This is a genomic window from Pseudomonas sp. DTU12.1 (genome assembly GCF_009873475.1).
GTDB lineage: Bacteria > Pseudomonadota > Gammaproteobacteria > Pseudomonadales > Pseudomonadaceae > Aquipseudomonas > Aquipseudomonas proteolytica.
Genome location: NZ_CP045254.1, coordinates 3,287,163 through 3,299,941 on the forward strand (window position 1 = coordinate 3,287,163; position 12,779 = coordinate 3,299,941).

The following is a 12,779-nucleotide window of genomic DNA, read 5'->3' on the forward strand; positions in this document are numbered from 1 at the left end:
GTCTGACGGTACTGCGATCAAAACCTCAGCCAGCGTTCAAGGTGTTTGAGGCACATCCCTCACACATGCTCTCCAGCGCCTTGTTTCGGGTGCCCTTGATTGGGTGAAACGGGAAACCGGTAAGCCGTAGTTGCGGGGGCAGCCACGGCATCGACCGCGTTCCCTTCTTAGCTTCGACCGGGGCCTAAGAACCTCGAGGGTGCAAGGCTACGCGTGCGAGAGGACGGGTCAATGTCGGCAAACCCAGATCAATTTTTACCCCACGGCACTCTGGGAAAAAACCTGTATCACTCTGCAGGCCTCGGCGGGGAACAAGTTTGAATGGGGCGCCACACAGTCACCGATTCATGCATTTGCAGCCCTGTTGGCATTGCTCACAGGAGTCCATCTGCGGTGAGCGCCCAATACAGCAACAAACTCGAGGTTCTGTCATGACTATTTCAATGTTTCAGCCCAACAGCCTTCACTCGCTGCCAATCACGCAGGGCAAAGACAGCAATCAACCCCCGCCCTCCAAAACTGACACTGCTCAGAACCAATGGGCAGACGACACCAGTGGCGCCAGCCGAACAACGCGAGCGACGCCGGGGGCATCATCTCAAGCAGACTATCCATCGTCCTACAGCGACAGGCGCCTACTCAAGGAGGTGAAGAAGCATTTTAGACAGTACGCAGCGGGAGATGGTGACAGGTACGTTAACTTTAATGAATTGAAGGAAGCCGCCGGCCAGCAGCCGACCAGTAGAACCTTTACTACGCACGCGTCAGCAGTGGCCAAGGAACTTCTCAACCGTCCTAGCCTGCTTGACGAACTGGATATAGGGGTTGGCTCTACTTGGAGGGAGCCAGGGTTGAAAGACCAAAGGTTCGATCATGACAACCTGGACTACATGATAAACAAGTATCGCGAAACAACTTCTTTGGAGAGCTACAGCGACAAGGTGCTGGCCAAGAAATTACTGTCTACGTTGGACGAGCTAGAAATCTCCACAACCTTCCCATACGCTAGTTTTACCTTGGTCGACCTAAAAAATATGGCAGCCGGAAAACTACACGACGGCCGAGACGCGACACAAGAGCAAATGAAACTTGCAAAGGAAATACTCAGCCGTCCAAAGTTACTTGAAGCACTCGACAAAGATATATATGGATGGACCAACACCGCCCTAAACTGGAACGATATCGCTCTTGTGGCTGAAGACTTCGAAAGTCTCAGCGATGAATACTTGCTATTTCAAATGAGCATTTACTATGAGGAGTTAGCCGCCGCACCTGACACCGACCATCTAAGTTTTAGCGAATTGAAAGAGGCGGCAGGCGAACTACCAAGCACCCGTAAATTTTCCTCAAAAGCAACAGCGGTTGCCCGAGCACTCCTTAAAAGACCTGACCTGCTTCACAAGTTGGATACAGGTCCTAACAATAAAGGTGAAGCGGGGAAACAAGACGAAAAGATTGAAGGGGGAACCGTCGACCAAGTGCGCCTTACTAGTTCGAGGTTACCGCGTCGCCCTACCGGGCCAGCGCAAAAAGGACGTTTGTCTTAAGACGGGGGGCAGTTCGTTTGCCGCGTTTTTTGGCTTGAGCCCTGCGGCCTGGTGCGGGCGGTAGCATAAGCGGGCAAAGCACGCGCCCCTTTGTTCTCTGCCACGCCTGCTCAAAATTTCAATCCGTGAGTTGTTCGGCGTGCGCACTCACTCAATTGACGGGATCCCCCTGACCATGCTCTCCTACACATCTTGTTTCAGGTGCCCTTCACAGGGTGAAACGGGAAACCGGTGACCCATGCGTGCATGACAGTCCGGTGCTGCCCCCGCAACGGTAGGCGAGCGAAGTGTCAGATCCACTGTGCCTGTACGGCATGGGAAGGTGATGCTTTTAGGCCCAGAGCCCCTCGCAAGCCCGGAGACCGGCCCGAACCAATCAGATAACAAACCCGCGGTGGGCGGGCGCTGTTCAGAACCCTGCGTGCCCGGCTCGCGGGGTTTTCATGCGCTCGTATCACCCTGCCACTCGAAAGGGACGTGCCATGTCGATCATCAGCAGCACCTCACACACCGCCAGCAGCTCCGCCACCTTGAGCCAGCGCCTGACCGCCGCCATTGGCGCGTCGATCCTGGGGGCGTGCCTGGTGTATTTCGCCGGGTTCTCCCATATCGAGGCCGTACACAACGCCGCCCACGATACGCGCCACAGCGCTGCCTTCCCGTGCCATTGAGACCTGCCGCCATGATCAAGCGAATTGCGCAAACCGCAGGTTTCAGCGGCCTGCTGGCCGCCCTGCTGCTGACGCTGCTGCAAAGTTTCTGGGTAGCCCCGCTGATTCTGCAGGCGGAAACCTTCGAAAACGCCCCGGCCGCAACCGAGGTACATGAACACGCCTCAGGTGCCGCAGCCCACAGTCACGACGCCGAGGCCTGGGAACCGGAAGACGGCTGGCAACGCGTGCTGTCCACCACCGGCGGCAACCTGGTGGTCGCTGTCGGTTTTGCGCTGATGCTCGCGGGCCTCTATACCCTGCGCGCTCCGACCCGTACTGCCCAGGGCTTGCTCTGGGGCCTGGCCGGCTATGCCACCTTTGTATTGGCGCCGACCCTGGGCCTGCCACCGGAACTGCCCGGCACCGCAGCGGCAGACCTGGCGCAACGGCAGATCTGGTGGATTGGTACCGCAGCCTCCACGGCTGCCGGCATTGCGCTGATCGTGTTTGGCCGCAATTGGCTGTTGAAGATCCTCGGCGTAGCGATCCTGGCGGTGCCCCATGTGGTTGGCGCGCCACAGCCGGAAGTTCACTCGATGCTGGCTCCCGAGGCATTGGAAGCACAATTCAAGATCGCCTCGCAGCTGACCAACGTCGCGTTCTGGCTGGCGCTGGGGCTGATCAGCGCCTGGTTGTTTCGCCGCAATCGTGACGATCAATACGCCGCATGATTTTGACGGTTGGCCTGGGTTGCCAGCGTGGCTGTGAGGTTGAAGCCTTGCTGGAACTGTTCAACAGTGCGCTGGCCGAGGCCGGTATCGACCCCGGCCAAATCAGCGCATTGGCAAGTATTGCTCACAAGTGCGATGAGCCAGGCATAGTCGCCCTGGCCAACGCGTTGAACCTGCCATTGCAGTGCTTTGATGCACAACAACTGCAGGTCTACGAAGGACGATTGAGCCATAAGTCGGATGTGGTTTTCGCCCATACGGGGTGCTACGGCATCGCCGAAAGTGCCGCTTTGGCATTGGCAGAACAGCTTGCCAAGGCCCCTGCCCGACTGCTGATCACCCGCAAAAAAGCCCCCAGGGCCACGTTTGCATTGGCCTGCGCCGGCTAAAGTCCGATAATTGCCCTTCTCGATCATGAGCCGTACTCATGCGCGCCCGCTTTTGCACAGGATTTTTCCATGACCGTCTTCTTCATCGGCGCTGGCCCCGGCGACCCGGAACTGATTACCGTCAAAGGCCAGCGGCTGATCCGCGATTGCCCGGTAATCATCTACGCTGGCTCCCTGGTGCCGGCTGCCGTGCTTGAGGGGCATCGGGCCGAACAGGTGGTCAATAGCGCCGAACTGAACCTGGAGCAGATCATTGGCTTGATCAAGGCCGCCCATGAAAAAGGCCAGGATGTGGCGCGGGTACACTCTGGTGATCCGAGCCTGTATGGAGCGATTGGCGAGCAGATCCGCCATTTGCGCGAGCTGGGCATCCCCTTCCAGATCATCCCCGGTGTTACCGCAGTCGCCGCTTGTGCCGCGCTGCTGGAGACCGAGTTGACCCTGCCGGATATCGCCCAGAGCGTGATCCTGACTCGCTATGCCGATAAAACCACGATGCCGGCCGGTGAAGCCTTCGCCAGCCTGGCCAGCCATGGCACGACCATGGCGGTGCATTTGGGGGTCAATCATCTGCAGAAAATCGTCGCCGAGCTACTGCCCCATTATGGTGCAGACTGTCCGATTGCCGTGGTTCATCGGGCGACGTGGCCGGATCAGGATTGGGCCATGGGCACCTTGGCGGATATTGTCGAAAAGGTTGCTGCGAAGGGGTTCAGGCGGACTGCGCTGATTGTGGTGGGCAGGGTGTTGGCCAGTGACAGCTTTAGCGAATCCTCGCTGTATCGTGCGGGCCATGCCCACCTCTATCGCCCCTGACACCGCGCAAGACACTGGGTGGGAGCTGGCTTGCCTCCGATATCCATAAGTATCTACCCAACTTTGCCGCAACGCCTAAATTCAGGCAGATAGCGCAGTTGTGGCGAGCGGGCTTGCCCCGCGCTGGGCTGCGAAGCAGCCCTAAAACCAGCCGCTACGGAGTATCTGATACACCGCATACGGCTTACTGGGGCTGCTTCGCAGCCCAGCGCGGGGCAAGCCCGCTCGCCACAGGAGAGTTCGTCAGTTTCTGAAAGTTGTGTAGATACCGATGCTGCGATAGCGGTGAAACAGTCGATAGATAAGTCGCCTGGCGCACCGTCATCGCAGGCAAGCCAGCTCCCACAGTTGATTTTCTTTGTTAGATAGCTCGTGTAACTCATTAATTTAAATCAATAAAAAACGGCGCTCACGGGCGCCGTTTTTTGTTTGCAGCGAACGCCTTAGTAGTAGGCGTTTTCTTTCTGCGTATGGTCGGTCACATCACGTACGCCCTTGAGCTCGGGGATGCGCTCGAGCAACGTGCGCTCGATACCTTCACGCAAGGTCACGTCAGCCTGGCCACAGCCCTGGCAGCCGCCACCGAACTTGAGCACGGCGATGCCGTCATCCACCACGTCGATCAGGCTGACCTGGCCGCCATGGCTGGCCAGGCCCGGGTTGATCTCGGTTTGCAGGTAATAATTGATGCGCTCGTTGACCGGGCTGTCGGCATTGACGTTCGGCACCTTGGCGTTGGGGGCCTTGATGGTCAGTTGGCCGCCCATGCGATCAGTGGCGTAGTCGACCACGGCATCGTCAAGGAACGCTTCGCTGAAGGCATCGATGTACGCAGTGAAGCTCTTGAGCCCCAGCGCGGTGTCTTCAGGCTTCTCTTCGCCCGGCTTGCAGTAGGCAATGCACGTCTCTGCGTACTGGGTGCCCGGCTGGGTGATGAAGACGCGGATGCCGATGCCCGGGGTGTTCTGCTTGGACAGCAGATCGGCCAGGTAATCGTGGGCGGCGTCGGTAATGGTTATGGCAGTCATGGGAACTCCTCACAGGCTTGCCGGCAGTTTACGCCAATCGCCTCGGCGGCACAAAGTCCTAGTATTTTTGTCGGGCAAATCCACCTCTACAGGTTCTCGTAGCGGTTCATATCCAGCACACCCTCTTCCACCGGCGTGGTTTCGTGGAGGTACTGCGACAGATCGTGGAAGTACTCCCAGAACTGCGGGTGACTGCGGCGGATGCCCCAGCGCTCGACAATCCGCTCAAAACGCTTGGTATCCCTGGCCAACTCCATGTCCTCGACGAACTCAGGCACATCCTCGGCCGGCACGTTGAAGATGAAGTTGGGGTAGCTGCTGAGTACGCCTGGGTAGATCGTCAGGGTATCCAGGCCCGGCTGGTAGCGATAGGCCTCGCCCAGCATAAACGCCACGTTGCTGTGGGCACGGTTGCGCAGCAGGCTGTAGACCTCGCGCTTGCCACTGCGGGTTTGGATGCGCAGCAAGGTGGCTTCCGGCAATTGCTCGATCACCTTGAGCCCGGCCGCCGGCCTGGAAGTCAGGCGGCTGAGGGTCTGTTCGGCATCGCGCAGTTGCGGATCGATACCGGGACGCGAGCAATAGGCGCTGATACAGCGGTTGATCGGGTCGGGGCTGGCGTTCAAATTGCCATAACGGGCGAGCAACTGGTTGGCAAAGTCGCGTTTCGGGTCCTTTTCATCCAGCTTCAGGCCCGTTGGTTTGTCGTTGTCGATGGCTTCATAGTCCAGCCACAGCTTGACCTTGCCGCTGTTCTGGTACCAGTCATCCAGGTATCCATCGCGCGAATCCGCCGGCATCAAGCGCAGGAAGTTCTGTTCGGCGCCATTGCGGATCAGGTCGAAATACAGGCGGGTCTGGGCCTGGTGCGAGACGTTGCCGAATACGTCGAAGTTGACCGCCAACTGGTAATAGGTGCGCTCCAGCAACGGGAAATCGAACAACCACATCGTCTGCGGCACATCGCCAATCAAGCCCTTGGTCACCGAGGCGCTATCAAAATGGCGGAAGATGCTCAGCAAGGCGTTGTCATTGCCTGTCCACAGGCTCGGCCAGCCAGGCGCCGGTAAGTCAGCGTAGTTGTCGCGGCGCAGGGCTTCGTATTGATTGCGTTTGTCGCGGTAGGCCAGCCACAGGCTCAGCACACTGCCCACGTCATCGTTCTGCCCCGGCATCGCCAGCAAAGGCGTGGCCTGGCCGCGATAACGGGCATCGGTGATGTACAGGTCGTGGTCCGGATCCTGGAACAGGGTCCAGAAGTTGTCGCGGATCACATCCGTGGCAATCTGCCCCCGGCACACCGGCCCACGGATAAAGGTGCGCACAAAGTATTCGGCGTTATCGAGCATGAACTGGTAGCGCGCCTTGGCCGGGATCGCCTCGAAGGTTTCGAACGGGTTGGCCCGGCGGCCAGGGCCGTAGCCCGGCAGCGCCATGGCCTGCCAGTCGCCGCTGTAGAACAGCGACTTGATCCGCGCCATCTTCGCCGCGCTGAACGGGTAGGTAATGTGGGTCTTGTGCACGATCACCCCTTGTACCGGCCACAGGCGGTAGTACACCTGGGTGCCCGGGTCGTCATTGGGGCGACGGGTGTTGATCAGGTCGATCGGCTGGCCGCTGGGCGTACGCGAGCGCACCCATTGGAAGTAATGCCCCGGCTCACCGCCTTCGAAATAGATGTGGGCAAGGAACAAATGCTCGAACAACCAGCGCGCCACCAGGCTTTCGCGGGCACCGGGCTGGTTCAGCAGGTTTTCCCATTGCTGCACCTGCAAGGCTTCCTGGGCATTGGGCGCCAGGCCTTGCTCATCAATCGGCGCGCCGGACGCGAGCCAGCGTTGCAGGGTCTGGTATTGCTGGTCGGTCAGCCCAGTGACGGCCAGGGGCATGCCTTCCTTGGGATGCGCGCCTGCGTAGGCGTCGAACTCCCCCGGCAGCGGGCACATGTTCTGGCGGTTCAGGCCCAGCACAATGTCATCGGGCAACTTGGCATTGGGTGCCAGGGAGGTGTTATGGCCCAGCTCCAGCATGCGCGCCATCATCGCAGCCTGGGTGCCCTGGGCATCCAGTACCGAGGCAAAGCCCTGGCGTTGCCAGGCGGCCTTGCCAAAGGCGTCATAAAACAACCGGGTCGGCTGCGACGCCTGGCTGCGCTCGCCGTCATACACCGGCGCCTTGCTTGCGCCGCGTGCCGCGCCTTCGCCACTGCCCAGGTTGAGCTGGCAGGCAGAGTCATAGCAGGCATGGCAAGCCACGCATTTCTCGGTGAAGATCGGTTGAATGTCGCGGGTATAGGAAATCGCCGGGGCGGGTCCGTTGGCCTGTGCGATACAGGCGACCAGCGCCAAGGCGGCGCTGGTAATGAGGCGAAGTGACATCTATCCGGTCCCGATTCAATGCGTGCGCTGAAAAATTGCCGCGATTCTACCGATGTCGGCACCCCATCAACATGAGCGATATTCATGCAAAACCAGGGCATGCTCTAAAAGCGCACAGGTTTGCTATGATCCACGCCCTCCGTAATGCCTGATTAGAGTAGTCCCATGTCCGATCGTAGCACTCGCCTGCAAGCCCTCCAGCAAGCCCTCAAGGAACGCATCCTGATCCTCGATGGCGGCATGGGCACGATGATCCAGAGCTACAAGCTGGAGGAAGAGGACTACCGCGGCAAACGCTTTGCCGACTGGCCAAGTGACGTCAAGGGCAATAACGACCTGTTGATCCTGACCCGCCCGGACGTGATCGGCGGGATCGAGAAGGCGTACCTGGATGCCGGCGCCGATATCCTCGAAACCAACACCTTCAACGCCACCCAGGTGTCCCAGGCCGACTACGGCATGGAGGCGCTGGCCTATGAGCTGAACCTGGAAGGCGCGCGCCTGGCGCGTAAAGTCGCCGACGCCAAGACCCTCGAGACCCCGGACAAACCGCGCTTTGTCGCCGGCGTGCTCGGCCCGACCAGCCGTACCTGCTCGCTGTCGCCCGACGTGAACAACCCCGGCTACCGCAACGTCACCTTCGATGAACTGGTGGAGAACTACACCGAGGCCACCAAAGGCCTGATCGAAGGCGGTGCGGACATGATCCTCATCGAAACCATCTTCGACACCCTCAACGCCAAGGCTGCAATCTTCGCCGTACAAGGCGTATATGAAGAGCTTGGCGTCGAGCTGCCGATCATGATTTCCGGGACCATCACCGACGCCTCCGGGCGCACCCTGTCGGGCCAGACCACCGAGGCGTTCTGGAACTCCATCGCACACGCCAAACCGATTTCCGTGGGTTTGAACTGCGCCCTGGGCGCCAGTGAGTTGCGGCCGTACCTCGAAGAGCTGTCGAACAAGGCCGACACCTACGTGTCCGCCCACCCCAACGCCGGCCTGCCCAACGAATTCGGCGAGTACGACGAGTTGCCCTCGGAAACCGCCAAGGTCATCGAAGAGTTTGCCCAGAGTGGCTTCCTCAATATCGTCGGCGGCTGCTGCGGCACCACGCCGGGGCATATCGAAGCCATCGCCAAGGCCGTGGCCGGCTACGCGCCGCGCCCGATCCCGGACATTCCCAAGGCTTGCCGCCTGTCGGGCCTGGAGCCGTTTACCATCGATCGCCAGTCGTTGTTCGTCAACGTCGGCGAGCGTACCAACATCACCGGCTCGGCCAAGTTCGCCCGGCTGATCCGCGAAGACAACTACACCGAAGCCCTGGAAGTTGCCCTGCAGCAGGTGGAAGCCGGCGCTCAGGTGATCGATATCAACATGGACGAGGGCATGCTCGATTCGAAGAAGGCCATGGTGACCTTCCTCAATCTGATTGCTGGCGAACCGGATATCTCGCGGGTACCGATCATGATCGACTCCTCCAAGTGGGAAGTGATCGAGGCCGGCCTCAAATGCATCCAGGGCAAGGGCATCGTCAACTCCATCAGCATGAAGGAAGGCGTCGAGCAGTTCATCCATCACGCCAAGCTGTGCAAGCGCTACGGCGCGGCGGTGGTGGTGATGGCGTTCGACGAAGCCGGCCAGGCCGACACCGAGGCGCGCAAGAAAGAAATCTGCAAGCGCTCCTACGACATCCTGGTCAATGAGGTGGGCTTCCCGCCGCAAGACATTATCTTCGACCCGAACATCTTCGCCGTGGCCACCGGTATCGAAGAGCACAACAACTACGCCGTGGACTTTATCAACGCCTGTGCCTATATCCGCGATGAGCTGCCCTACGCGCTGACCTCGGGCGGCGTGTCCAACGTGTCGTTCTCGTTCCGTGGCAACAACCCGGTGCGCGAGGCGATCCACTCGGTGTTCCTGCTGTATGCGATCCGCAACGGCTTGACCATGGGCATCGTCAACGCCGGCCAGTTGGAGATCTACGACCAGATCCCCGCCGAGTTGCGCGACGCTGTCGAAGACGTGGTACTCAACCGCACGCCGGAAGGCACCGATGCCCTCCTCGCTATCGCCGACAAGTACAAGGGTGATGGCAGCGTCAAGGAAGCCGAGACCGAGGAATGGCGTGTCTGGGACGTCAACAAGCGCCTGGAACACGCACTGGTCAAGGGCATCACTACCCATATCGTCGAAGACACTGAAGAGTCGCGGCTGTCCTTCGCGCGCCCGATCGAGGTGATCGAGGGCCCGCTGATGTCCGGCATGAACATCGTCGGCGACCTGTTCGGCGCCGGCAAAATGTTCCTGCCCCAGGTGGTCAAGTCCGCCCGGGTGATGAAGCAGGCCGTGGCTCACCTGATCCCGTTCATTGAACTTGAAAAGGGCGACAAGCCGGAAGCCAAGGGCAAGATCCTCATGGCCACGGTCAAGGGTGACGTGCACGATATCGGCAAGAACATTGTCGGTGTGGTACTCGGTTGCAACGGCTACGACATCGTCGACCTGGGCGTGATGGTACCGGCGGAAAAAATCCTGCAGGTGGCCAAGGAGCAGAAGTGCGACATCATCGGCCTGTCGGGGCTGATCACGCCGTCCCTGGATGAGATGGTGCACGTGGCCCGCGAAATGCAGCGCCAGGACTTCCACCTGCCATTGATGATCGGCGGCGCCACCACCTCCAAGGCGCATACGGCGGTGAAGATCGAACCCAAGTACAGCAACGATGCGGTGATCTACGTGACCGACGCCTCGCGTGCGGTGGGCGTGGCCACACAGTTGCTGTCCAAGGAACTCAAGGCCGGCTTTGTCGAGAAGACCCGCCTGGAATACATCGACGTGCGTGAGCGCACTTCGAACCGCAGCGCCCGCACCGAGCGCCTGAGCTACGCGGCGGCCATCGCGAAGAAGCCCCAGTTCGACTGGGGCACCTACACCCCGGTCAAGCCGACGTTTACCGGGGCCAAGGTGCTGGACAATATCGACCTCAAGGTCCTGGCCGAATACATCGACTGGACGCCGTTCTTTATTTCCTGGGATCTGGCCGGCAAATTCCCGCGCATCCTCACCGATGAAGTCGTGGGTGAAGCCGCCACCGCGCTGTACGCCGACGCCCAGGAGATGCTCAAGAAGCTGATCGACGAAAAACTCATCAGCGCCCGCGCGGTGTTCGGCTTCTGGCCGACCAACCAGGTGCAGGACGATGACCTGGAAGTGTACGGCGATGATGGCCAGCCGATTGCCAAGTTGCACCACCTGCGCCAGCAGATCATCAAGACCGACGGCAAGCCGAACTTCTCCCTGGCCGACTTTGTGGCGCCCAAGGACAGCGGCGTGACCGACTACATCGGCGGGTTTATCACCACCGCCGGCATCGGCGCCGAAGAGGTGGCCAAGGCCTACCAGGATGCGGGCGACGACTACAACTCGATCATGGTCAAGGCCCTGGCCGACCGCCTGGCCGAGGCCTGCGCCGAGTGGCTGCACCAGCAGGTGCGTAAGGACTACTGGGGTTACGCCAAGGACGAAGCGCTGGATAACGAGGCTCTGATCAAAGAGCAGTACAGCGGCATCCGCCCTGCCCCAGGCTACCCGGCGTGCCCGGATCACACCGAGAAGGCCCAATTGTTCCAGTTGCTGGACCCTGAGGCCCGCGAAATGCACGCTGGGCGCAGCGGTGTGTTCCTCACCGAGCACTACGCGATGTTCCCGGCAGCGGCGGTCAGCGGCTGGTACTTCGCCCACCCGCAGGCGCAGTACTTCGCCGTGGGCAAGATCGACAAGGACCAGGTGACGAGCTACACCGCACGCAAAGCGCAAGACCTGAGCGTGACCGAACGCTGGCTGGCGCCGAACCTGGGATACGACAACTAAGGGCTGCATGGGTCCCTCTGGCTAGAGGGACAAGCCCCCTCGGTGTATCTGGCAGGACTTGGTGAGGCTATTGGGGCGGCTTTGCCGCCCAGCGCGGGGCAAGCCCGCTCGCCACAAAAAAGCCAGTGGTGGGCAGCAGGTTGCAGGCTGCTGCAAAGCCCTCTGTGGCAAGGGGGCTTGTCCCCCGCTGGGCTGCGTAGCAGACCCAAAACCAGCCCCCTCGGTGTATCTGGTAGAACGTGGTGAGGGTGTTGGGGCGGCGTTGCCGCCCAGCGCGGGGCAAGCCCGCTCGCCACAAGAAAAGCCAGTGGTGGGCAGCGAGTTCCAGGCTGCTGCATAGCCCTCTGTGGCAAGGGGGCTTGTCCCCCGCTGGGCTGCGCAGCAGACCCAAAACCAGCCCCCTCGGTGTATCTGGCTGAACGTGGTGAGGCTATTGGGGCGGCTTTGCCGCCCAGCGCGGGGCAAGCCCGCTCGCCACAAGAAAAGCCAGTGTTGGCAGCGAGTTCCAGGGTGCTGCCCCCCCTGTGGCAAGGGGGCTTGTCCCCCGCTGGGCTGCGTAGCAGACCCAAAACCAGCCCCCTCGGTGTATCTGGTAGAACGTGGTGAGGGTGTTGGGGCGGCTTTGCCGCCCAGCGCGGGGCAAGCCCGCTCGCCACAAGAAAACCCAGTGGTGGCAGCGAGTTCCAGGGTGCTGCATAGACCTCTGTGGCAAGGGGGCTTGTCCCCCGCTGGGCTGCGCAGCAGACCCAAAACCAGCCCCCTCGGTGTATCTGGTAGAACGTGGTGAGGGTGTTGGGGCGGCTTTGCCGCCCAGCGCGGGGCAAGCCCGCTCGCCACAAAAAAGCCAGTGTTGGCAGCGAGTTCCAGGGTGCTGCATAGACCTCTGTGGCAAGGGGGCTTGTGCCCTGTTGGGCTGCGCAGCAGACCCAAAACCATTCCCCTCGGTGTATCTGGTAGAACTTGGTGAGGGTGTTGGGGGCGGCTTTGCCGCCCAGCGCGGGGCAAGCCCGCTCGCCACAAAAAAACCAGTGTTGGCAGCGAGTTCCAGGGTGCTGCATAGACCTCTGTGGCAAGGGGGCTTGTCCCCCGCTGGGCTGCGCAGCAGGCCCAAAACCATTCCCCTCGGTGTATCTGGTAGAACTTGGTGAGGCTGTTGGGACGGCTTTGCCGCCCAGCGCGGGGCAAGCCCGCTCGCCACAAAAAAGCCAGTGTTGGCAGCGAGTTCCAGGGTGCTGCATAGACCTCTGTGGCAAGGGGGCTTGTCCCCCGCTGGGCTGCGCAGCAGACCCAAAACCATTCCCCTCGGTGTATCTGGTAGAACGTGGTGAGGGTGTTGGGGCGGCTTCGCCACCCAGCGCGGG

8 protein-coding genes and 1 riboswitch are annotated in these 12,779 nt (G+C 60.6%); of the genes, 6 read left to right on the plus strand and 2 right to left on the minus strand.

Annotated elements, in window-relative coordinates; all coding sequences use genetic code 11:
- Positions 1–431 precede the first annotated feature (431 nt).
- The 5 genes from GDV60_RS26575 (at position 432) to cobM (ending at position 4,136) form a co-directional block, all read left to right on the plus strand.
- The gene (locus tag GDV60_RS26575; protein ID WP_178121304.1) at positions 432–1,547 is read left to right on the plus strand and encodes a hypothetical protein; all 1,116 of its coding nucleotides are present in this window, start codon (positions 432–434) and stop codon (positions 1,545–1,547) included.
- Between the two features lie 182 nt (positions 1,548–1,729).
- A riboswitch (cobalamin riboswitch) is annotated at positions 1,730–1,933 on the plus strand.
- A 96-nt stretch (positions 1,934–2,029) separates the two neighbouring features.
- Entirely contained in the window at positions 2,030–2,218 is a 189-nt protein-coding gene (locus tag GDV60_RS14210) for a CbtB-domain containing protein (RefSeq protein ID WP_027606475.1), read from the plus strand.
- A gap of 11 nt (positions 2,219–2,229) precedes the next feature.
- Complete coding sequence (locus tag GDV60_RS14215) at positions 2,230–2,931, plus strand: CbtA family protein (protein WP_104912446.1); 702 nt, start codon at positions 2,230–2,232, stop codon at positions 2,929–2,931.
- Entirely contained in the window at positions 2,928–3,320 is a 393-nt protein-coding gene (locus GDV60_RS14220; protein ID WP_029291422.1) for a cobalamin biosynthesis protein, read from the plus strand. The genes GDV60_RS14215 and GDV60_RS14220 overlap by 4 nt, the downstream gene beginning before the upstream one ends.
- A gap of 69 nt (positions 3,321–3,389) precedes the next feature.
- Positions 3,390–4,136: a precorrin-4 C(11)-methyltransferase gene (gene cobM, locus GDV60_RS14225; RefSeq protein ID WP_092236955.1), complete on the plus strand. Its 747-nt coding sequence runs from the start codon at positions 3,390–3,392 to the stop codon at positions 4,134–4,136.
- Positions 4,137–4,579: 443 nt separating this feature from the next.
- On the opposite strand, the gene nfuA is transcribed toward cobM, so the two are convergent.
- Together nfuA and GDV60_RS14235 are read right to left on the minus strand one after the other, a co-directional pair.
- Positions 4,580–5,164, minus strand: a complete 585-nt coding sequence (gene nfuA / locus GDV60_RS14230; protein ID WP_003190728.1) for a Fe-S biogenesis protein NfuA — start codon at positions 5,162–5,164, stop codon at positions 4,580–4,582.
- Between the two features lie 86 nt (positions 5,165–5,250).
- On the minus strand, positions 5,251–7,542 hold the full coding sequence (locus GDV60_RS14235) for a fatty acid cis/trans isomerase (protein ID WP_159907776.1): 2,292 nt from the start codon (positions 7,540–7,542) through the stop codon (positions 5,251–5,253).
- A gap of 165 nt (positions 7,543–7,707) precedes the next feature.
- On the opposite strand from GDV60_RS14235, the gene metH reads away from it, so the two are divergent.
- Complete coding sequence (metH, locus tag GDV60_RS14240; protein WP_159907778.1) at positions 7,708–11,418, plus strand: methionine synthase; 3,711 nt, start codon at positions 7,708–7,710, stop codon at positions 11,416–11,418.
- Positions 11,419–12,779 lie beyond the last annotated feature (1,361 nt).